Origin of the sequence: Burkholderia singularis (assembly GCF_001718875.1) — a bacterium.
GTDB classification, from domain to species: domain Bacteria; phylum Pseudomonadota; class Gammaproteobacteria; order Burkholderiales; family Burkholderiaceae; genus Burkholderia; species Burkholderia singularis.
In genome coordinates, this window is sequence record NZ_CP013448.1 from 1,932,455 (window position 1) to 1,954,638 (window position 22,184).

Annotated in this window: 17 protein-coding genes; 13 read left to right on the plus strand and 4 right to left on the minus strand. The window is 67.3% G+C overall.

What is annotated here, in order from left to right:
- Positions 1-54: 54 nt before the first annotated feature.
- Together msrB and AQ611_RS08790 are read right to left on the minus strand one after the other, a co-directional pair.
- Positions 55-486: a peptide-methionine (R)-S-oxide reductase MsrB gene (msrB, locus tag AQ611_RS08785; protein ID WP_059513351.1), complete on the minus strand. Its 432-nt coding sequence runs from the start codon at positions 484-486 to the stop codon at positions 55-57.
- Between the two features lie 72 nt (positions 487-558).
- Positions 559-2,142: a protein adenylyltransferase SelO gene (locus tag AQ611_RS08790; RefSeq protein ID WP_069234256.1), complete on the minus strand. Its 1,584-nt coding sequence runs from the start codon at positions 2,140-2,142 to the stop codon at positions 559-561.
- A gap of 130 nt (positions 2,143-2,272) precedes the next feature.
- Here AQ611_RS08790 and AQ611_RS08795 point away from each other — a divergent pair, with 130 nt between their 5' ends.
- From AQ611_RS08795 to AQ611_RS08810, 4 genes are all read left to right on the plus strand, one after another.
- A complete protein-coding gene (locus AQ611_RS08795; protein ID WP_069234257.1) occupies positions 2,273-3,913 on the plus strand; it encodes a 3-(methylthio)propionyl-CoA ligase in 1,641 nt (546 codons plus the stop codon).
- A gap of 378 nt (positions 3,914-4,291) precedes the next feature.
- Positions 4,292-6,376 (plus strand): 3-hydroxyacyl-CoA dehydrogenase NAD-binding domain-containing protein, encoded by a 2,085-nt coding sequence (locus AQ611_RS08800; protein WP_069234258.1) that lies wholly within the window; start codon positions 4,292-4,294, stop codon positions 6,374-6,376.
- Positions 6,377-6,421: 45 nt separating this feature from the next.
- Positions 6,422-7,048 carry a bifunctional nicotinamidase/pyrazinamidase gene (pncA, locus tag AQ611_RS08805; RefSeq protein WP_059513550.1) on the plus strand — a complete coding sequence of 209 codons (627 nt, stop codon included), beginning with the start codon at positions 6,422-6,424 and terminating at the stop codon, positions 7,046-7,048.
- 136 nt (positions 7,049-7,184) lie between these two features.
- Positions 7,185-8,363, plus strand: coding sequence for an acetyl-CoA C-acyltransferase (locus tag AQ611_RS08810; RefSeq protein WP_069234259.1), 1,179 nt, complete (start codon positions 7,185-7,187; stop codon positions 8,361-8,363).
- Positions 8,364-8,912: 549 nt separating this feature from the next.
- On the opposite strand, the gene AQ611_RS08815 is transcribed toward AQ611_RS08810, so the two are convergent.
- Positions 8,913-9,233 carry a YodC family protein gene (locus tag AQ611_RS08815; protein ID WP_231935779.1) on the minus strand — a complete coding sequence of 107 codons (321 nt, stop codon included), beginning with the start codon at positions 9,231-9,233 and terminating at the stop codon, positions 8,913-8,915.
- Between the two features lie 277 nt (positions 9,234-9,510).
- Between AQ611_RS08815 and AQ611_RS08820 the strand changes: the two genes are divergently transcribed.
- The 9 genes from AQ611_RS08820 (at position 9,511) to AQ611_RS08860 (ending at position 21,049) form a co-directional block, all read left to right on the plus strand.
- Positions 9,511-10,467, plus strand: coding sequence for a helix-turn-helix domain-containing protein (locus tag AQ611_RS08820; RefSeq protein WP_059513341.1), 957 nt, complete (start codon positions 9,511-9,513; stop codon positions 10,465-10,467).
- A 128-nt stretch (positions 10,468-10,595) separates the two neighbouring features.
- Positions 10,596-11,963: an undecaprenyl-phosphate glucose phosphotransferase gene (locus AQ611_RS08825; RefSeq protein ID WP_069234260.1), complete on the plus strand. Its 1,368-nt coding sequence runs from the start codon at positions 10,596-10,598 to the stop codon at positions 11,961-11,963.
- Between the two features lie 122 nt (positions 11,964-12,085).
- Complete coding sequence (locus AQ611_RS08830) at positions 12,086-13,360, plus strand: polysaccharide biosynthesis/export family protein (protein ID WP_069234261.1); 1,275 nt, start codon at positions 12,086-12,088, stop codon at positions 13,358-13,360.
- Positions 13,360-13,827 carry an arsenate reductase/protein-tyrosine-phosphatase family protein gene (locus tag AQ611_RS08835; protein ID WP_231935783.1) on the plus strand — a complete coding sequence of 156 codons (468 nt, stop codon included), beginning with the start codon at positions 13,360-13,362 and terminating at the stop codon, positions 13,825-13,827. The genes AQ611_RS08830 and AQ611_RS08835 overlap by 1 nt, the downstream gene beginning before the upstream one ends.
- Positions 13,828-13,902: 75 nt before the next feature.
- On the plus strand, positions 13,903-16,188 hold the full coding sequence (locus tag AQ611_RS08840; RefSeq protein WP_069234262.1) for a polysaccharide biosynthesis tyrosine autokinase: 2,286 nt from the start codon (positions 13,903-13,905) through the stop codon (positions 16,186-16,188).
- Positions 16,185-17,423, plus strand: coding sequence for a glycosyltransferase (locus tag AQ611_RS08845; protein ID WP_069234263.1), 1,239 nt, complete (start codon positions 16,185-16,187; stop codon positions 17,421-17,423). The genes AQ611_RS08840 and AQ611_RS08845 overlap by 4 nt, the downstream gene beginning before the upstream one ends.
- Complete coding sequence (locus tag AQ611_RS08850; RefSeq protein ID WP_069234264.1) at positions 17,420-18,622, plus strand: polysaccharide pyruvyl transferase family protein; 1,203 nt, start codon at positions 17,420-17,422, stop codon at positions 18,620-18,622. Before AQ611_RS08845 ends, AQ611_RS08850 begins: the two co-directional genes overlap by 4 nt.
- On the plus strand, positions 18,616-20,007 hold the full coding sequence (locus AQ611_RS08855) for a lipopolysaccharide biosynthesis protein (protein WP_231935785.1): 1,392 nt from the start codon (positions 18,616-18,618) through the stop codon (positions 20,005-20,007). Before AQ611_RS08850 ends, AQ611_RS08855 begins: the two co-directional genes overlap by 7 nt.
- Complete coding sequence (locus AQ611_RS08860) at positions 19,997-21,049, plus strand: hypothetical protein (RefSeq protein ID WP_069235208.1); 1,053 nt, start codon at positions 19,997-19,999, stop codon at positions 21,047-21,049. The genes AQ611_RS08855 and AQ611_RS08860 overlap by 11 nt, the downstream gene beginning before the upstream one ends.
- A gap of 180 nt (positions 21,050-21,229) precedes the next feature.
- Here AQ611_RS08860 and AQ611_RS08865 read toward each other — a convergent pair whose 3' ends face one another.
- Positions 21,230-21,886, minus strand: a complete 657-nt coding sequence (locus tag AQ611_RS08865) for a hypothetical protein (RefSeq protein WP_059513329.1) — start codon at positions 21,884-21,886, stop codon at positions 21,230-21,232.
- Between the last annotated feature and the right edge of the window lie 298 nt (positions 21,887-22,184).

Consider the following 22,184-nt stretch of genomic DNA (forward strand, 5'->3'; position numbering starts at 1 on the left):
GCTGCGTGGCGGGCGCGCGGCGCCCGCCACCGTTACAGGGACGCCCGCGCGGATTCATTTCCGCCCGGGTTTAGGCTCGAAGTTTAACGCAGCCGAGTTGATGCAGTACCGTAGGCCGGTTTTGTCGCGCGGGCCGTCCTCGAACACGTGGCCAAGATGCGCGCCGCAATGGTTGCAGCGCACTTCGACACGCACCATCCCGTGCGTGTAATCCATCTTCTCGTCGATCACCTCGCCGTTGATCGGCTTGAAGTAGCTCGGCCAGCCGCAGCCCGAATGGTATTTCGCGCCGGACTCGAACAGCGCGGTGCCGCAGACGACGCAGCGGTAGATTCCGTCGTCTTCGGTGTCGGTGTATTCGCCGGTGAACGCGCGCTCGGTCGCCGCATGCTGCGTGACCTCGTATTGCAGCGGCGTGAGCCGGCGGCGCAGCTCGGCGTCGTCCTTTTGGTACGGGAAGGGCCGGTCGTCTTGATCTCCTGACATGGGGTCGATTCTCCTGATGGATGCATGCGGACCCGCGCGCGGCATCGCGCGCGGCCCGGCGGGCGGCGGCCGTCACGACGAGCAGCTCACCGATAGCGTATTCGCCCAGTCGGGCGGCAGCGCGGCATAGGCGTCGTGTTCCGGCTGCTCGTCGAACGGGCGGCGCAGTATGGCCGCGAGACGTTCGACTTCGGAAAAATCCTTCTCCTTGGCGCGGCGGATCGCGGTTTCCGCGAGATGGTTGCGCAGCACGTATTTCGGATTCGCGCGGTTCATCGCGGCTGCCCGCGCGGCGTCGTCGCGCGGCTCGAGGGCCAGGCGCGCGCGGTAGACGCGCGCCCAGCGGTCAAAGGCGTCGCGCTCGACGAATAGGTCGCGTACCGGCGCGTCGGGGTGCTCGCCGTGTGTCGCGCGCGGCTCGTGCTTCGAGAGCTGCGCGAGGCGGCGGAACGTCAGCGTGAAGTCGGCACGGTTCGCGTCCATGATTTCGAGCAATTGGTTGGCGAGCGCGGCATCGTCGTCGTGGGCGTGCTCGAGGCCGAGCTTCGCGCGCATCGCGCGCTCCAGCGCCGGGCCGAATTGTTCGGGGAAGCGGTTGAGCACCGCGTGCGCGTCGTCGGCCGCGCGCTCGGCGCGCACATCGTCGTTCGGCGCGTCGCGATGCAGGCCGATGAGCGGCAGCAGCGCCTGCGCGAGGCAAAAGCAGTTCCAGTGCGCGATGCGCGGCTGCATCCGGTACGCGTAGCGGCCGTGCGTGTCGGAATGATTGCAGACGTGCTTCGCGTCGAACCCGTCGATGAAGCCGAACGGACCGTAGTCGATCGTCAGGCCCAGGATCGACAGATTGTCGGTATTCATCACGCCGTGGCAGAAGCCGACGGCCTGCCATTGCGCGACCAGCTCGGCCGTGCGCCGCGTCGCTTCGGCAAGCAGCGCGAGATAAGGATCCTGCGCGTCGCGGCACGCGGGGTAGAAGCGCTCGATCACGTGATCGGCCAGCGCGCGCAGCAAATCGGGGCGATCGTTCGCGAAAAAGTGCTCGAAATGGCCGAAGCGCACGAAGCTTTCCGCTACGCGCGTGACGACCGCCGCCGTTTCGATCTCCTCGCGGACCACCGGCGCGTCGGAACCGACCACGGCGAGGGCGCGCGTTGTCGGAATGCCGAGGTGATGCATCGCCTCCGAGCACAGGAATTCGCGGATTGACGAGCGCAGCACCGCGCGGCCGTCGCCCATGCGCGAATACGGCGTGCGGCCCGCGCCTTTCAGTTGCAGTTCGTAGCGGCGGCCGCCGTGCGCGAGCTCGCCGATGGTAAGCGCGCGCCCGTCGCCGAGCTGGCCGGCCCAGACGCCGAACTGGTGGCCCGAGTAGACGGACGCGTAGGGCTGCGACGCGGCGGGCCAGTCGCGCGTCGGGTTGCCGCAGAACAGCTCGGCGAAGCCGGGCGCGCCGGCGAGCGCGGGATCGAGCCCGACGAGGCGCGCGGTATCGTCGGAAAAGCCGACGACATAAGGCGCGGGCAGCGGCGTGGCGGGCAGCCGCGTGAGGAATTCGGCGCCGAGCGCGACGAACGCGCCGTCGCGCGGGGCGGCGAGCGTTGCGGCGAGATCGGGCAGGCGGGCGGCCGGTGCGGCCTCGCTGGTGGAAAACGACATATTGCTGATCCGGAAGTTAGCCGATATTGTAAGTCGGCGCCGCCGGGGCCGCTGGCCGCCCGTGCGCGGCGGGCTGAGCCGCGGCCTGCCGCGCGCGCCGATCCCTTGCTGCGACAGGAGACGCAACCCGATGAGTACGCCGCTGCCGGGCCGGATGATGGATATGCCGCTGCTGATATCGTCGCTGATCGCCCACGCGGCGCGGCATGCGGGCGACGTCGAGATCGTGTCGCGGCGCATCGAGGGCGATATCCATCGCTATACGTACCGCGCCTGCGAGGTGCGCGCGAAGCGGCTGGCACAGGCGCTCGGCCGGCTCGGCGTGGGCGGCGGCGAGCGGGTCGGCACGCTCGCGTGGAACGGCTATCGGCACGTCGAGGCGTACTACGGCATCAGCGGGATGGGCGCGGTCTGCCACATGATCAATCCGCGTCTGTTCGTCGAGCAGATCGCGTACATCATCGATCACGCCGGCGACCAGTACGTGCTGTTCGACCTGAATTTCGCGCCGCTCGTCGATCAGCTCGCGCCGCACTGCCCGCGCGTGAAGGGCTGGATCGCGTTGACCGACGAAGCGCATCTGCCGCGCGGCGCGACGCATTATCTCTGCTACGAAACGCTGATCGGCGCCGAGGACGGCGATTACGCGTGGCCGCTGCTCGACGAGCGGCAGGCGTCGTCGCTTTGCTATACGTCCGGCACCACGGGCCATCCGAAGGGCGCGCTTTATTCGCATCGTTCGACCGTGCTGCATGCGTATGGCGCGGCGCTGCCGGATTCGATGGCGATGTCCGCGCAAGACGCGGTGCTGCCCGTCGTGCCGATGTTCCATGTGAACGCGTGGGGCCTGCCGTATTCGGCACCGCTCGTCGGCGCGAAGCTGGTGCTGCCGGGCAAGGATCTCGACGGCAAGTCGCTGTACGAACTGATGGAGGCCGAGCACGTGACGTTTTCCGCGGGCGTGCCGACGGTCTGGCTGGGCTTGCTCAATCACGTGCGCGAAGCGAACGCGCGGTTCTCGACGCTCAGACGCACGGTGATCGGCGGCTCCGCGTGCCCGCCGGCGATGCAGCGCGCGTTCGAGGACGACTACGGCGTGCGGGTGATCCATGCGTGGGGCATGACCGAGATGTCGCCGCTCGGCACGCTCGCGGCGCTGAACTGGGCGCAGTCGCGACGCGGCGCCGACGAGCAGCGGCGGCTGCTGGCCAAGCAGGGACGGGCGATTTTCGGGGTCGATATGCGCATCGTCGGCGACGACGGCCGCGAATTGCCGTGGGACGGCGTGGCGTTCGGCGACTTGCAGGTGCGCGGCCCGTGGGTGATCGACCGCTATTTCGGCGGCGATGCGTCGCCGCTCGTCGACGGCTGGTTTCCGACGGGCGATGTCGCGACGATCGACGCCGACGGCTTCATGCAGATCACCGATCGCAGTAAGGACGTGATCAAGTCAGGCGGCGAATGGATCAGCTCGATCGAGATCGAAAACGTCGCGATCGCGCATCCGGCCATCGCCGAGGCCGCGTGCATCGCGTGCGCGCATCCGAAATGGACTGAGAGGCCGCTTCTGGTCGCCGTCAAACGCGAGGGGATGGACGTCACGCGTGACGAATTGCTCGCGTTTTATCGGGATAAGGTCGCGAAATGGTGGATTCCCGATGACGTCGCCTTCGTCGCCGCGCTGCCGCATACGGCCACCGGCAAGCTGCAGAAGCTCAAGCTGCGCGAGCAGTTCCGCGATTACATTTTGCCGACGGCGCGCGACGCGTGAGCGGCCGCATCGGTGATTCCGGCGATTCGGGCGATTCAGCGGGCCCGGACAGCGCGGATCGTGCCGGCAATCCAGTCCACGGCCACGCCGGACGGTCGCGTGAAACCCGCGGCAACGCGGCCGCGCGCGCCGCACGTTGCTGCGGATCGATGTGCCATCGGCGCGCGCATCGCCTGTGGTTTCAGGCCGGAGCGGCAGGGTCCGCACTAAATTGAACGATCGTTCTTTTTTGATGTATGCTGCTTGCGCATTCCCGTAACCGGGAAAACGGCGCACCGGTTGCGCCGCTTGCATCGATGACGCGGCCGTCCGGCCGCCGGCGGACAACGGGCCGACACCGCGCCTGCCGCGCAGATAGATACCCTTGGAGGCACGCAGATGGCAGTGGACTACACGACTCGTGACGGCGTCGCCGTCATCACGCTCAACCATCCGCCCGTCAACGGGCTGGGGCTGGCGACGCGGCTGGGCGTCGTCGAGGGGCTCGAGCGCGCGCAGCGCGACCCGTCGGTGACGGCGATCGTGCTCACGGGCGCGGGCCGCGCGTTCTCCGGCGGCGCGGACATCACCGAATTCAACACACCGAAGGCGCTGCAGGAACCGACGCTGCATACCGTGATCGACGCGGTGGAATCGAGCGCGAAGCCGGTCGTCGTCGCGATTCACGGCGTCGCGATGGGCGGCGGCCTGGAACTCGCGCTCGGCGCGCATTACCGGATTGCGTCGAGCGGCGCGCAGATCGCGCTGCCCGAGGTGAAGCTCGGGCTGTTGCCGGGCGCGGGCGGCACGCAGCGGCTGCCGCGCGCGGTGGGGCTCGAAACCGCGCTCAACATGATCGTGTCGGGCGCGAGCGTGCCGTCCGAGCAGCTTGCGAAAAGCGGCCTTTTCGACGAGCTTGCCGACGGCGATTTGCTCGACGCGGCGCTCGCGTTCGCGCGCAAGGTGGGCGCGGCAAGCGGCCCGCATCCGCGCGTGCGCGATCGCGCGATCGCGCACGAGAACGCGGCAGGCTTCATCCAGTTCGCGCGCAACAGCGTGAAGGCGCTCGCGCAGCACTACCCGGCGCCGCACAAATGCATCGACGCGATCGAGGCGGGCGTGTTGCACGGCTTCGACAAGGGGCTCGCATTCGAGCGCGAATGCTTCATCGCGCTGGTGCAGACGCCCGAGAGCCGCGCGCTGCGGCACGCTTTCTTCGGCGAGCGCGCGGCGAGCAAGATTCCCGACGTGCCGGCCGATACGCCGGCGCGCGAGATCAAGACGGTCGCGGTGATCGGCGCGGGCACGATGGGCGGCGGAATCACGATGAATTTCCTGAACGCGGGCGTGCCCGTCACGCTGCTCGAAACGACGCAGGAAGCGCTCGATCGCGGGCTTGCGACGATCCGCAGGAATTACGACGCGCAGGTGAAGAAAGGCAAGCTCGCGCAGGACAAGCTCGAAGCGCGCATGGCGCTCATCAAGCCGACGCTGTCGTATGACGATCTGAAGGAAGCCGATCTCGTGATCGAGGCGGTGTTCGAGGAACTCGGCGTGAAGGAGCAGGTGTTCCGCAAGCTCGACGAAGTCGCGAAGCCGGGGGCGATTCTCGCGTCGAACACGTCGACGCTCGACGTCAACAAGATCGCCGGCTTCACGAAGCGGCCGCAGGACGTCGTCGGGCTGCATTTTTTCAGCCCGGCCAATGTGATGAAGCTGCTCGAAGTCGTGCGCGGCAGCGCGAGCGCGCACGACGTGCTCGCCACGGTGATGCAGGTCGCGAAGAAGATCCGCAAGACGGCGGTGGTCGCGGGCGTGTGCGACGGCTTCATCGGCAACCGGATGATCGAGCAATACGTGCGCCAGGCGCTTTTCATGCTCGAGGAAGGCGCGCTGCCCGCGCAGATCGATCGCGCGATCGAGCAGTTCGGCTTCGCGATGGGGCCGTTCCGGATGAGCGATCTGGCCGGCAACGACATCGGCTGGGCGATCCGCAAACGCCGCTACGTCGAGCAGCCGGATCTGCATTACTCGAAAATCGCCGACCGCCTTTGCGAGCAGGGCCGCTTCGGCCAGAAGACGGGCGCGGGCTGGTACGACTACGCGCCGGGCGAGCGCAAGGCCAAGCCGTCGAAGCTCGTCGACGACATGATCGTCGCGTTCTCGGCCGAGCAGGGCGTCGCGCGCCGCCGGATCGGCGACGACGAGATCGTCGAGCGGCTCGTCTACGCGCTTGTCAACGAAGGGGCGAAGATTCTCGAGGAGAAGATCGCGTCGAAGGCCTCCGATATCGATATGGTCTATCTGACCGGCTACGGCTTTCCGCTGTGGCGCGGCGGCCCGATGCTGTACGCCGACACGGTCGGCCTCTACAACGTCGAGCGCGCGATACGCCGTTATGCGCAAGGGCCGAACGGCAGCGCGTGGCAGATCGCGCCGTCGATCGTCGAACTCGCCAACAGCGGGCGCGGCTTCAACGCATGACGCCACGCGGCGCCGGCCGGCGCCGCGCCGCGAAGGAGCACCACGATGCAACCCACCGACGATGTACTGCTCGTGATCGACGTGCAGAACGATTTCATGCCGGGCGGCCCGCTCGCGGTTGCGCACGGCGATGAAATCGTGCCGGTGATCAACCGGCTCGCCGCGCGCTTCGAGCAGGTCGTGCTGACGCAGGATTGGCACCCGCGCGATCATGTGTCGTTCGCGCAGCGCCATCCGGGCCGGGCGCCGTTTTCGACGATCGCGCTGCCGTATGGCGAGCAGACGCTTTGGCCCGTGCACTGCGTGCAGGGCACCGAAGGGGCGGCCTTGCATCGCGATCTGGACGTGCCGCATGCGCGGCTCGTGATCCGCAAGGGCGGCGACGCGCGCGTGGACAGCTACTCGGCGTTCGTCGAGGCGGATCGCCAGTCGCGCACGGGGCTGGCAGGCTTCTTGCGCGAGCTGGGCGCGAAGCGGGTCTGGTGTTGCGGGCTCGCGACCGATTATTGCGTCGCCTGGTCCGCACTCGATGCACGCGCGGCCGGCTTCGATGCATTCGTCATCGAGGACGCGTGCCGTGCGATCGATCTCGACGGCTCGCTCGATCGCGCTTGGGCGTCGTTGGCGTCGGCGGGCGTCGCGCGGGTGCGCTCGGGCGACGTGCGGCCGTAGCGCGGCGACGTGGGACCGGTGGGCACAGGTTTAGACTTTTTTAATGGAAGCCGGGCGGGTGCGAGCTGTCGCCTGCCACGGCATGGGGCGGGCCCAAGCGCTGAAGCACTGGCTGCCGCCGACACTGGAGACTCGGATGACTGAAGCCGTTATCGTATCGACCGCCCGCACCGGGCTTGCAAAATCCTGGCGCGGCGCATTCAACATGACGCATGGCGCGACGCTCGGCGGCCACGTGGTGGCGGCCGCGGTGGCGCGCGCGAAGCTCGATCCCGCGCGCGTCGAGGACGTGCTGATCGGCTGCGCCAACCCCGAGGGCGCGACCGGCGCGAACATCGCGCGGCAAATCGCGCTGCGCGCGGGGCTGCCGGTGAGCGTGCCCGGCATGACCGTGAACCGCTTTTGTTCGTCCGGATTGCAAACGATTGCGCTGGCCGCGCAGCGGGTGATTGCGGGCGAGGGCGACGTGTTCGTCGCGGGCGGTGTCGAATCGATCTCGTGCGTGCAGAACGAGATGAACCGGCACATGATCCAGGAGGGTTGGCTTGCCGAGCATAAGCCGGAGATCTACTGGACGATGCTGCAGACGGCCGAGAACGTCGCGAAGCGCTACAACATCGCGAAGGAGCGTCAGGACGAATACGGCGTGAATTCGCAGTTGCGCGCGAGCGCCGCCCGCGACGCGGGCCGCTTCGACGCCGAGATCGTGCCGATCACGGTGCGCGCGGGCGTCGCCGACAAGGCGACGGGGCGTTTGGCCACCCAGGAGCTGACGGTCGCGGCCGACGAGGGCATCCGGCCGGATACGACGCTCGAAGGCGTATCGAAAATCCGTTCGGCGCTGCCGGGCGGCGTGATCACCGCGGGCAATGCGAGCCAATTCTCCGACGGCGCGGCGGCGTGCGTCGTGATGAACGCGAAGGTGGCCGAGCGCGAGGGGCTGGCGCCGCTCGGGATCTTCCGCGGTTTCGCGGTCGCGGGTTGTGAGCCCGACGAGATGGGTATCGGCCCGGTGTTCGCGGTGCCCAAGCTGTTGAAGCAAGCGGGCCTCAAGGTGTCCGACATCGATCTGTGGGAGTTGAACGAGGCATTCGCGGTGCAGGTGCTGTATTGCCGCGACACGCTCGGCATTCCCGACGATCGTCTCAACGTCAACGGCGGCGCGATTGCGGTGGGCCATCCGTATGGCGTCTCGGGCGCGCGGATGACGGGCCACGCGCTGATCGAAGGCAAGCGGCGCGGCGCGAAATACGTCGTCGTGACGATGTGCATCGGCGGCGGGCAAGGTGCCGCCGGGCTGTTCGAAATCGCGTAGACGCACCTCGCGCGCCGCCGGCGGGCGGTGCGCCGGCCGCATCGAATGCGGGGGCGTCGCCCGCGTTCGGCGGCGAGAAGAAGACGGCCGGAACGTTATCCGGCCGTCTTCTTTTTGGGGCCGAAAGTTCGTGATGCCGATCAATATCGGAAGGTATTTATTGCCGAATAATAACCGCATTCGGGTAATAGCTGCCGCTGTGCGGCACTTCTGAAAATACACGGTAACGAGAATTCCAGTCTGCCGTGATCAATACAGTCTTCCGAATGCGGCTTGCCGATTGAAACTCGAAACTAATTGTTACAATCTCGGCGCCCCTTCGATCTTCATTTGATATATCCGCTGTTCCGGCGGCCACCTGAAATATCAGATCGCAGTTCGTCCGTGTGTCAGTAATGGGGCATTCAACGGATGAACGAGTGGATTGTGATTTCAGAAATGGCGAATGCCGATGCCGGCATGCCATTCAATCAATTCGAATGGCATTGATCATGGGATGATCGAAATTCGGCTATTCAGGAAGCCTGAGCGGCGCGCATTGGCCGTCGCTTAGGTAGCGTCTCGGCGCGCCATGCGCCGAAGGGCGCGCTGCGGGAAAAATTCCTGCTTCAATTCGCCGTTTGCGTCGAACCACTGAGCGCAAACCCAGCGCCCGGGCGCAAAGGCGACGCGCCCGGCCCAGATCGCCGTCATCGCTATGCCGCCGGAGCGCAGGCGGACCAGATCGCCCGCGGTGATGCGCTGCCCGCGAACGCATGCAGGCAACCGGTCCGCGAGCGCCGTGAATCGTTCACGCCAAATGATCATTGGCATTCGAATGCGCATCCCGTAAAAGTACATGATAAATAAGTGAAATAACGGCTGATACATTCAAACTGAAGTCGACTTGGTCAAGCAAGTGCATGGCTGAATAATCGATAAACCGAGAGCTTATCTTATTCATTCGATCGATATATTGATTGGACTGATGAGATGAATAATAAGCGTTCGGTTTTGGTTGAATCCGCCAATCTCCTGGTGAATTCAGACATTCTTACAATTGTCCTTACATTTCATTTTGTTTAATCGAGATAATGTGCGCGACTAAACTCTGATTTGAGTTGAAAACCTTGGTTATTGGACTTTCGACATGAGTCGCCTAAACGATATGCGCCGTCATCAGCAACGCCGCCCATGCCGCCCTGTCGGCGCAGGGCCGGCCGTCCGGCAAATCGGGATCGTGCTGTTCGATCAGTTTTCGCTGACTGAAGTCAGCGGCATAACGGAATGGCTCGATTGCGAGAATCGGCGGCGAACCGCTTTTGTCGGAAGTGTCGAGCGCTATGCGCTCACGATGCTATCGAGTGCCGGCGGCTGCGTGACGTCGATGTCGGGCGTGCAGATCTGGACCGAAAGCATCGGTTTGCATAGCGGCGGTGAATTTCACATGGTGCTGGTCGCGGGTGGCGCGGGCGCGCCGGCCGCGACGCTCGACGATGCGCTGCATCTATGGCTGCACGATGCGGCGCGCAGCGGTGAAGTGCAGGTGTACTCGATGCGCCGCGATGGCGGCGAGATTATCGCCGCAGCCGAGCGGGATGCGTGCATGCTGCCGCCGCGCGCGCAGCCCGCGCTCGCCAGTTTGCCGTTGCGGCGCTTGTCGTCGGCGAGCCTCGCGTCCGGCGCGTTCGGTTTTTCCTCCGACGCGTTGCAGCCGCTTGCGCGCGGTCCCGAGCCCGACGAGCCGGCCGAACCGCGCGCCGACGTGCACGACCGCGCGATCAAGCGCGCCGGCGAGTTGATCCGTGAGGTCGCGCAGCGGCTCGCCGAGCAGTGCGACCAGACCATCTCGATCGCCGATGTCGCGCAGGACATCGCGATGAGCGAGCGCAATTTCCTGCGGCGTTTCAAGCTCGAAATGGGCGTGACGCCGTCTGAATACCTGCTGCAAGCCCGCATCGAACGGGCTTGCTCGTTGCTGACCGAGTCGGATCTGCCCGTCGACAAGATCGCGCGCCGCGCGGGCCTCGGCAACGGCGAGCGCCTTGCCAAGGTGTTCCGGCGGCGCCTGTCGATGTCGCCGACCGAATACCGGGCAGCCGCACGCTGGCTGACAGCGGGCTGATCACTCCCCAACGCCACGACATTCGCCACTTTCGTAAGCGAGGATTCGATGTTTGACATCATCAGTGCCAGTGGGGCAGGGGCGGCTGTTGCCGCGCGGTTTGTCGCGACGACTGACGGGAGGGCGCGATGATGCCCTCGCTCTTTCAGTTGATCGACGTGTTGCTCGTCGTCACGGCGGCGCTCGGCGCGCCGTCCGGCAACGATGCGTTCGCCGCCGCCGGCGACATGCGGTTTGCGGCCGTCTGCCTCGACGCCGCGCTCGTGCTCGCCGTGTTTCCGTGGTTTTCGGTTTATCGCGCTTGGCGCGAGCAGCCGCTCGCGGCGCTCGTCGTCCGCGTGCTGGCCGCGTGGACGCTCGCGCAGACGTTGACGTTCGCGGTGGTCGCCGCGCTCGGCGGCGCATCGGCGGTGCCGCGGCAGTGGTTCGCCGGCTGGTCGGTGCTCGCCGCGCTCGCGCTCGTGGCGGCCCGCATCGCGGTGCGCCGCTTGTCGAGCGTGCGCGCGTCCGGGCGCCATGGCAAGCCGATCGCGATCGCTGCCGGCCGCGCCGAAGGGCGGCACATCGTGAAGCGCATCGCGCTGGGCGCGCAGCCGGGTTTTCGCCCGGTGATCGTGTTCGATGCGCAATGCGTCGAGCGTACCGAGGTGTTCGGCGTGCCGGTAGTCGGGCGGCTCGAACCGTTTCTCGATACGCTGCGCCGCCAGCGCGTGCGCGAACTGTGGATCGTCGCGCAGCCGGGCGAGACGCCGTTGATCGAGCCGTTCGTCGATGCGCTGCGCAACGACTTCATCGATATCCGCTTCATTCCCGAACTCGATCGCCTGCCGTTTGCCAACGGCGGCGTGACCGAGCTGCTCGGGCTGCCGGTGATCAACGTCGTCACGTCGCCGCTGCGCGACTGGCAGCGGCTGCCCAAGGCGGTGTTCGACCGGCTGTTCGCGCTCGCCGTGCTCATCGCGTGCGCGCCGCTGCTCGCAGCGATCGCGTGCGCGGTGAAGCTGTCGTCGCCGGGCCCGGTGTTTTTCCGGCAGCGCCGCATGGGCGTCGACGGCCGGGATTTCCGTATCTACAAGTTCCGCTCGATGCGGCTGCACGCGGACGAGCCGGGCCGCGTCACGCAGGCGACGAAGGGCGATCCGCGGATCACGAAAATCGGCGCGTTTCTGCGGCGCACGAGCCTCGACGAGCTGCCGCAGTTCATCAACGTGCTCAAGGGCGAGATGTCGGTGGTCGGCCCGAGGCCGCATGCGACCGAGCACGACGAGCTCTACAAGAACCTGGTGCGCAACTACATGTATCGCTACCGGATCAAGCCCGGCATTACCGGCTGGGCGCAGGTGAACGGTTTTCGCGGCGAGACGGACCGGGTCGACAAGATGGAGCGGCGCGTCGAGTTCGATCTGTACTACATCCGCCATTGGAATTTCTGGTTCGACCTGAAGATCGTGTTTCTCACGCTGTTGCGAGGATTTACCGGCCCGGCGGCCTATTGAGCGCGCCGGCCGGACCATTGGCCGTTGCGCGCCGATCCGCACGGATCGGCCCTGCGGCATCTGATGCCCCGTGCGGTTTGCCGGCCGCGCGGATATTCGTCGACTCCGATTGAAAAGAGCCCATGCAGTCTTTCGTCCTTGCCCGCCCGCGCGGGCGATTCGTGTTGTGCATGCTGTCGCTTGCGTTCCTTCTTGCCGGCTGCGGCGTGCTTGCGCCGGGCATGAGTTTTGTCGAGCGCGCGCCGCTCGCCGTGGCCGATGTGCCGGTGATCGAGCTGGACAGCCGGCAGATCGATGCGCTCAACGATGCGCGCAAGCCTCGCGCCGGCGGCGCGATCGCCAAGCGCGCCGATGCCGCCGAGCGGGCCGATCATGACGATGCCGCCGACGTCGCCGCGCTGGCCCGCGCCAGTGCGCGCCATGCATACCGGATCGGTCCGGCCGACGTGCTGTCGATCATCGTCTGGGACCATCCGGAACTCGTGATGCCGAATTTGACCTACGACGTCGGCTCGACGGCCGGTGCGCAGCCGCCGAGCGCGGGGATGGCGGGCCAGAGCGTGCCGGGCTACCTGGTCAGTGCCGACGGCTACATTCAGTTTCCCTATGTGAAGCGGCTCGAGGTCGCGGGTCTGAGCGAAGCGGACGCACAGCAGCGGTTGGCGCGCGCGCTACAGCCGTATATCCGCGATGCGCAGGTTTCCCTGCGCGTGGTCGGTTTTCGCAGCAAGAAGGTGTACGTCAACGGCGAAGTCCGCTCGCCGGGCGTGAAACCGATCACCGACGTGCCGATGACGCTCGCGAACGCGCTCAACGAGGCGTCGGGGGTGCTCGACAGCGGCGACGCGAGCCATATCGCGCTCACGCGCGGCGGCCGTCGCTACCGGATCGACTTGCCGCGCCTGACCGAAAGCGGCCTTGACGCGACGCGCATCGTGCTGCAGGACGGCGACGAACTGCGCGTGCCGCCCGCACGCGATTACAGCGTGTTCGTGATGGGAGAGGTGCTCAAGCCGGGGCCGCTGCCGTTGCGCTCGGACGGGCGGCTCACATTGTCGCAGGCGCTCGGCGCGGCGCAGATCAATCAGGTGACGAGCGATCCGTCGCGCATTTATCTGGTTCGTCAGGCTCGTGCGGCCGCGGCCGTGGCCGCACGAGCGGGCGCCGACGCGGCTCGCGGCCATGCCGATGCGGGGCAGCCGAGCGCGCAGGCCCAGGTATTCCATTTCGACGCGCGCTCGCCGCAGGCGATGGCGCTGGCGCAACGCGTCGAGCTTGAGCCCGACGACGTGGTGTTCGTCGACGCGGCCGGCGTGGTGCGCTGGAACCGCGTGATCTCGCAACTCGTCGGCGGCACGGCGGCCGCGTACAACATCCAGCGCGCATCGGGAGGCTGATGATGATCGCAGCCGTACTCGTCGTCTGTCACGCGAACATTTGCCGCAGCCCGGCCGCGGCCGCGCTGCTCGCACGCGCGCTGCCGGACGTGGACATCGCGTCGGCGGGCGTGCGCGCGTTGGCCGGCGCGGGCGCCGACCCGCAGATGCGCGAGGCCGCGCGCGGGCTCGGGCTCGATCTGTCCGCGCACCGCGCCACGCAGCTCGGCTCGCTGCAATGCATGCGCGCGGATCTGATCCTGGTGATGGACGCGCGGCAGCAGCGCTTCATCGAATCACGCCATCCGTATGCACGTGGCCGCACGTTTCGCTTCGCGCTGTTCGACGGCGGCCCGCCCGATATCGCCGATCCGCACGGCGGCCCGCGCAGCGGCTTCGACACCTGCCTCGCGCGGCTTGGCCGCTGCGCCGATGCGTGGCGCGCGCGCATCGCCGCGCTCGATGCCGGCGCGTTGCGCGTCACGTGACGCGCGCTGGCATCGCGTTTCATCGTCACGCTTTCGCATCGAACGAACCGAACGAACCGATTAATCGATCCACTTATGTCATCCATTCCAGAGACCCGCCACGACAGTCACGACGCGCGCGACGAACTCGATCTGGTCGGCGTGCTCGACATCCTGCTCGCGCATCGCTGGTCGATCGCCGTGATCACCGTGCTCGGCCTGCTGCTCGGCACCGCCTATGCCTTTCTCGCGCATCCCAAGTATCAGGCCGACATGATGATCCAGATCGAGGACAGCCCCGATACGTCGGCCGCCAAGAGCCTGCTCGGCGACGTGTCGTCGCTGTTCGACGTGAAATCGTCGGCGGCGGCCGAGGCGCAGATCGTCGGATCGCGGCTCGTGGTCACGCGCGCGGTGGACCGGCTGCGCTTTTACATCGACGTCAAGCCGAAGCGCTTTCCCGTGATCGGCGATTTCGTGTCGCGGCTGAACAGCGGCGTGACGGCACCGGGCGTGTTCGGGCTCGGCGGCTACGCGTGGGGCGGCGAGCAGGCGGCGATCGAGCGCTTCGACGTGCCGAAGGACGCCGAAGGCGACACGTTCGCGCTGAGCGTGGAGCCGGGCGGCGCGTGGACGCTCACGGGCGACGATCTGGCGCAGCCGGTGCGCGGCCGCGTCGGCGAACTGACGAGCGTGCCGACGCGCTACGGCGCCGCGGTGCTGAAGGTCGAACGCTTCGATGCGCAGCCCGGCACGCGCTTCACGCTGATTCGCAACTCGCGCGCGCAGACGATCGACGACGTGCAGACCCGTTTGGACGTGCAGGAAAAGATCAAGCAATCCGGCGTCGTCATCGCGACGCTCGCGGGCGACGACCCGGTGCGCGTGAGTGCGCTGCTGCACGAGATCGGCGAGCAATACGTGCGGCAGAACATCGAACGCAAATCCGCCGACGCGGCCCAGTCGCTCGCCTTCCTGAACGATCAGCTTCCGCTGCTCAAGGCGCAGCTCGACCGCTCCGAGGCGCGCTACACGAAGATGCGCAACGCGAACGGCACGGTCGATCTGCCGGAAGAAGCGCGCCTCGCGCTGCAGCAGAGCGCGCAGGCGCAGACGCAACGGCTGCTGCTCCAGCAAAAGCGCGACGAACTGGCGACGCGTTTCAATTCCGCGCACCCGAGCCTCGTCGCGATCGACCGGCAGATCGCGACGCTCGACGCACAGGCGGGCGGCTTCGACGCGCAAATCAAGCGCCTGCCGGATTTGCAGCAGGAAGCCGCGCGGCTGATGCTCGACGTGCGCGTCAACACCGATCTCTACACGGCGCTGCTGAACAACACGCAGCAGCTTCAGCTCGTCAAGGCGGGCAAGGTCGGCAGCGTGCGGGTCGTCGATATGCCGATCGTGCCGCAGGAGCCGGTCAAGCCGAACCGGCCGCTCGTGATCGCGGGCGCGGCGCTTGGCGCGCTCGTGCTGGGCGTGGTGCTGGCGTTCGCACGCGATCTGCTGTTCGGCGGCGTGAATTCGCCCGACGAGATCGAGCGCGCGCTCGGGCTGGACGTCTATGCGACGGTGCCGCTATCGGCCGAGCAGCGCTCGATCTTCCGCGCGGCGCAGGCCAAGCTTGCCGGCACGCATTTGCTTGCGAGCGCAGCGCCCGACGATCCGACCATCGAGAGCCTGCGCAGCCTGCGTACCGCGCTGCGTTTCTCCAAGCTCAACGGCGAGCGCACCGCGCTCGTGATGACGGGCGCCGAGCCGGGCGCGGGCAAGTCGTTCGTGCTAGCCAATCTGGCGGCGGTGCTCGGCGCGGGCGGCCAGCGCGTGATCGTGGTCGATGCGGACTTGCGGCGCGGTTACCTGAACCAGTATTTCGGCGTGATCCGCGAACCCGGCCTGTCGACCGTGCTGCAAGGCCGGCTCGACGGCGACGACGTCATTCATCGCGGCGTCGTGCCGAACGTCGATTTCATCGCGACGGGCGCGCTGTTGCCGCACGCGGGCGAATGGCTGCTCAGCGAGCGGCTCGGCGCATTGATCGCATCGCTGCGCGAGCGTTACGACTATGTGCTGATCGACGCGCCGCCGATGCTGGCGGCCACCGATGCGGCGATCCTCGCCCGTCATGCGTCGGCCGTGCTGCTGGTCGCGCGCGCGGCGCAGACCCGGATGGGCGATCTGCGCGAAGCGCTCAAGAGGCTCGCGCACGGCGGCCTGCGGCCGCACGGCGTCGTCATGAACGGGCTCACGCCATCGTTGGGGCGCTACGGCGGGCGCTACGGACACTATCGCTATGTCGAATATCGCTACGCCGCCGACGCGCCGGCGCCGGGCGTGTTGCGGCGCATCGCACGCAGGCTCTCGGGCGGAGGCGCGCGATGAGCGGCCGGCTGCATGTGGAGGCGGCCGAGCGGGCCGACGCGGCGGCGCAGGCCGCGCCCGCGCGCGGACACGCGCACATTGCGCGGCGCGCTGGGCGGCGGCTGCGCGTGGCGCTCGTCGTCGAGGCGGCGGGCGGCGGCGTGGCCGTGCATGTCGCCGATTTGATCGACGGGCTCGCCGCCGCCGGCGTCGAGGTCCATTTGATTGGCCCGACGGGCGCACGTTTCGACACAAGCATTCTCCATGACGCCATCTTGCGGCGCTGCACGTCGGTCGTGCGCGTGCCGATGCAGCGCGCGGTGTCGTGGCGCGACGCGCGCGCCTATGTCGACGTGTTTCGCGCGCTCGCGCGCATCGAGCCCGATATCGTCCACAGCCACAGCTCGAAGGCGGGCGTGCTGGCGCGCGCATGCATCGGCGCGTGGCGGCACGTGTATACGCCGCATGCGTTCTACACGCTCAATCCGTATCTGTCGCCGGGCTCGCGCTGGCTGTACGGCTCGATCGAGACGCTGTTCGGAAAGTGGCGCACGGATCGCGTGATCGCCGTGTCCGACGACGAGGCGCGTCATGCCACCGGCAGCCTGCGCATTCCGGCGCGCGCGGTCCGCACGATTCACAATGGCGTGCCGGGGTTCGCGCTGTTGAGCCGCGAGGCCGCGCGCGCGGCGCTCGGCATCGCGGGCGACGCATTCACCGTGGGTTTCGTCGGCCGCTTTTCGTTTCAGAAGGGCGTGGACCGGCTCGTCGCCGCGGCGGCGAGGCTCGACGAGCGCTACGGCGCGCGCTTGCAGATCGCGGTGATCGGCATCGGCGATTTCGCCGCGCAAGCGGGGTGCGGCGCGGCCGCGCTGAGCGCGAATCTCAAGCTGATCGGCCGCGTGCAGGATGCGCGGCGCTACTTCTCGGCGTTCGATGCGTTCGTGCTGCCGAGCCGTTACGAGGGCTTTCCATACGTGTATCTCGAAGCAATGGCGGCGCGCTTGCCGGTGGTCACGACGCGGGTGGCGGGCGCGGACGAAGTGGTCGGCCGCCACGGCGTGGGCATCGTCGTCGACAACGTCGACGATCCGGCCGCGCTGGCGGGCGCGCTCGGCACGCTGTTCGAGGACGGCGCGGCGCGCGCGCGGATGGCCGCGAACTGCACGCGCGCGATCGCGCATTTTTCTGCCTCGGGCATGGTGCGGCGCACTCTCGAGCTGTATCACGACGTTCTCAATGGAGGTTCACGATGAATCGAGTCAAGCATGTGGCGCTGCTGCACGCATATAGCAGACGTAATTCGGGCGACGGCCTGCTCGTCGATCTGTCCGTCAAGCTGCTGCGCGAGGCGTTCGGCGACGACGTCAGCGTCACGATCGTCGCGGCCGATCCTGCTTCGTTCGCCGATTACGACTCCGTGCTCGGCGCGCCGGTGATTGCCGATCGCGGCTTCACGCGGGTCGTCGCGTCGGCGAACCTGCTGGCGTGCGCGTCCACGCGCGGCGCGCGGCAGCTTGCACGGCTGCTCGATTCGGTGGATCTGATCGTCGGCGTGGGCGGCGGTTATCTGCGTGCGCGCAATGCGACCGAGGCGCTCAAGCTGGAGGCCGGGCATATCCTGCAAATGCGCGCCGCGCGCGCTTCGGGCAAGCCGGCCGTGTATCTGCCGCAGAGCATCGGGCCGGCGAACGCGGGCTCGGAGTTCGTGTCGCGCGCGCTCGGCCAGCATCTGGCCGGCCTGCTCGGCGGATTCTCGAGCGTGTTCGTGCGCGACGATCGCTCGTTCGAGTTTTTGAAAGGCAATGCCAACACGCGCCGCGCGCCCGATCTCGCGGTGCTGGAGTTCGGCGCGCGCGGCGGCGCGTTGACGCAGCAGGCCGCGCGCGCGGCGGCGGGGCCGGTCGGCCACGTGGCGATGGTGCTGCGCGAGGCGCCGAGCTGGAACGCGGCGCAACTCGATCGATACCGGCGCTCCAGCGCCGAGCTGATCGCGGCGTTGCAGGCGCGCTGCCGCGTGAGCTTCGCCGTGCAAAGCACCGGGCGCGGCAATGACGACGCCGCCTATTACCGGCGGCTCGGCATCGACCAGCCGCCGTCGCTGCGGCATCTGCTCGCGCACGACCGGCCGGACGTCGTGATTTCGGTGCGGCTGCACGGCGCGCTCGAATCGATTCTCGACGGCGTGCCCGCGTTCCATTTGAGTTATGAGCGCAAGGGGTTCGGCGCATACGGCGATCTCGGCGTCGACGACTGGGTCGTCAACGCGGCGGATTTTGCGGCGATGCCGGTGGTCGCGCGCATCTTCGCGGCCGGGGCGATCGAGCGGTTCTGGGCGGTCGCGGCGCGCCGCGTGGGCGCGATCCGCACTGAACGCGAGCGCATCGTCGCGGCGCTGCGCGACGCGGCGCGCGTGTCGCAGCCGCGCACGCGGGAGCGCGCGGCCGCATGTTGACGCGTCTTTTGCTCAGGGTGTCGGCGCTCGGCGCGAAGTTCGCGCTGACGCTGGTCGTCGCGCGCGTGCTGGGTTTCGGCGCGGTTGCCGATTATGGGCTCGCGGTGGCCGCGTCGGTGATCGCGTCGAAGCTGTTCGGGCTCGGCTTCAGCGCCGAGATCAACCGGCGCCTCGCCGCTGCCGAGCCGCGCGAGGCGATCCGCGACGCGCGCCGCATCGGCGGCGTGTACGCCGCGTTTTATGCGCTCGTCGCAGCCGCCGGCGCGCTTTGTACCGATGCATATGCGTGGTTCGGCGCCTCGACGGCATCGGCGGGCGCGGCCGTGCTCGCGGTGGTGATCGCCGAACATTACGCGTTTGAAGCGAATTCCTACGTGTTCTCGCTGCACCGCACCGACGCCGGCGCCCGGATGATGTTCGTGCGCACCGGCCTCTGGCCCGCGTTCGCGATCGCGGGGCTCGCCGCCGGCTGGATCGGCCGCATCGAGACGGTGCTGTGGATGTGGGCTGGCGCGAACGCCGTCGTGATCGTTTGGGCGTGGGCCTCGATCGCGCGGCTTGCACGCGCGGCGCAACCGCCCGGTCCGCACGCCGGACATGTCGAGCATGCCGAGCCTGCCGGGCCTGCGAAACGCGGCGCGGCGGCAGCAGGGCGCCTGTGGCGCGACGGCGCGGCGTTTTACGTCGGCGCGGTGCTGCTGTCGGCGATGCAATACGGCGAGCGTTTCGTCGCCGACCGGCTGCTCGGACACGACGCGCTCGGGCGCTATGTGTTCGGCTGGTCGATCGCCAATTCGGTGCAGACCGTATCGTATGCGGTGCTCGTCGTGATGGCCGCGCCCGTGTTGGCCCGCGCGGCAACGGATGCGCCCGCGAAGTTCGTGCCGCTCGTGATGCGCTTCGTCGGCCGCGCCGGCGCGCTGACGCTCGCGCTGAGCGGGGTGATCGCCGTGCTCGGCGCGCCGATTTTCCGGCTCGCGCACGAAACGCCGGGGCCGGACGGTGCGTTCGTGCTCGCGGCTTTGCTCGCATCGTTCGTCGTGCGCTCGATCGCTGATATCGCGTGGGTCGCGGCGGTCGCGTTGCGCGAAGGGCGGCGGGTCGCGTCCGGGATGGCGGTGCTGGGCGCGCTGTCGATTGCGAACGACTGGTTGCTGATCGGCCGTTTCGGTGCGACGGGCGCGGCGCTCGCCCATCTATGCGCGAGTGTGGCGATAGCGGGTTGGCTTGCGTGGGTGATCCGGCGCCGCGCGCCTTGCGCGTCGGCCGGATCGGCCGGGCCGGCACCGCGCGCCGGCGTCGCCGCCGCATGGGACGCGCAGGCTGGGCCTGCCGCGCTGGATGCCGTGCGCGGCGAAGCTCGGGAGGGGCGGCATGTTGCGTAAATGGCTGATGGGCGGACCGGTATTGAGCCGCGGCGTCGTGCGCACGGTTGCGGCGCTGTACGTGCTGATGTACGCGCTCGTGTATGCGAAGGCGGGCGCATTGCTGCCGGAATTCATCTTTCGCGACGCGGACAAGATCCAGGCGCAGATGGGCGGCGCGGACACCTACGCAGGCACGTCGTTCGACGCGGTCGGCAGGTTCTATGCGATGTTCGGGCCGCTCGTCGATGCGCTCGTGATCGGGATCGGCGCCTGCTTCATCTGGGCGATGCTGTGCCGCGCGAACCGGCTCGGTCTGATGGCGGCGGCGCTGGTGCTATCGGTGCCTTGCGTGTTTTTCAATCTGTTCGTCGCAAGCAAGGACACGCTCGTCGTGCTGATTTCGCTGTTCGTCGCCCACGCGGCACGCCGGGACAATCCGCGGCGCGCGATGCTGACGGCGCTCCTCTGCTACGGCGCCTATGCCGCGCTCGTGCGCAGCTATTTCGCGCTGATCGCCGCGATCGGCTTTGGCGCGTATGCGTGGCGGAACTGCTCGCTGCAATGGAGGCTGGCCGGGGCCGCGACAGCTTTGCTCGCCGTGTTTCTGTTGCCGGGCAGCGTCTACGTCGCGCTGCTTCACTCGCGCGACATGGCGGTCGATTATCTCGTCTACCAATCGCCTTACGGTGCGCGCACGAGTTTTTACAACCCGCTCGATCCGTCGTCGTTCACGGGCTTCGTCGGAGACTATCTGTACGCGCTCGGCCGGCTCAATCTCGCTTGGCTGTTTTCGCCGGGTATCAAGGAACTGGCAATGCAGCTCTTTATCGTGCTGGCCGTCGGACCGGCGCTCGGTCAGCCGCAGGCGTCGCGCGCGAAGACGCTGCTCGGCTGCTTCGTGATCGGCCATGTCGCGGTGTCGATGTTGTTCGAACCGGATCTCGGCAGTTATACGCGCCACTTGTCGAGCGTTGCGCTGTATTCGATGACCGCGTTGAGCGCGGCGCGCCGGCGGGCGGGCGGCTCGCGTGCCGCGGCGGCCGTGCCCGGTGCTGGCTGACCGGGCACATCGGACGCCGGCGCGTGCTGCGCCGGCGTTGTTGTCGGCATCGAGTTCGGCTCCGGCCGCCGGGGTAGCGCCCGCATGCGGCGCGGTGTGGGCGATGCCGCTCGGCGGTTCGTATCCCGGCCGGCCGGACGTCAGTGCAAAGCGCCCGATCGTTGCCCGCGACGCGCGAATTTAAAATGCCCGCGACGCATCGTTATTCCCTACCAGCTCGATCCACGGCGCATTGGCAAAGGTTCCATAGATATCCCGGGTGTCTGCGCTAGTGCCTGGCAGGTCGCCGCCCGACACCGTGATTTCCGTGGCATTAAAAATCCGCCGTCCGGGAGGCGGTTCTTTGTCGAACAGTTTGTGAAAGGCGTATTTTGCCAGCCCGGCGAGCGTCCAAGCGGGGCTGAGAAGCTGAAAGACCGAATGAATCGGTGTGTTCTGATCCTCGGTTCCAGAAAGAATGCTGGCTTCCCGGCTGTTCGCCTTGTTCAGAACGATCGAGCCATCGGGGTTCATTTTGCCGATGCTCACGCCTTTCTTGTTGAAAAGGGTGCCGTCGCGATCCATTTGTGCTTGGATCGATCCATGATCGGTACTCAGCTTCACGCCGTGAAGCCCGGTGCCGTCGCCGACCAGACCCGCGGCGCCGATATTCGCATAGCCATTTATTATTTTTGCGCGTTCAGTGGCGCAGGGAGATTGGGCCGCGTTTTTTACATCGGCCGCAAAAGCGCTGTTGTTGAGATACGAGCCGATGAAATTGTAGTTATCGATCAGCGCCGAACCCGCCGGAAGCGGGCCTGCCGTATTGTGTGCGCTGATTCCGTGAAAATTAATCATGCCGATTGGTCCTCGAGTTAACTTTTACCGTTACCGAAAATAATAGGATCGATAGGTGTGGCCAGAATACTCAAGTCCGATTTCCACGGTTCTTTAAATGCGAAACCGCATATGGCTGTGCGAAAGACAAGTTTTTGACGGTCTGCGCCAGAGCAGGAATGACGGGCGAGCGGAGAGTTTTGATATTTCGGTTTCGTCGAACATTAAAGATCTATAGCTTGCCGCCTATTGAAATGCGCGCGATTCAGGCTATCCGTGCGCGAGCGACGTTCGCCGGCAGTGCGGATGCCGTTGGCCG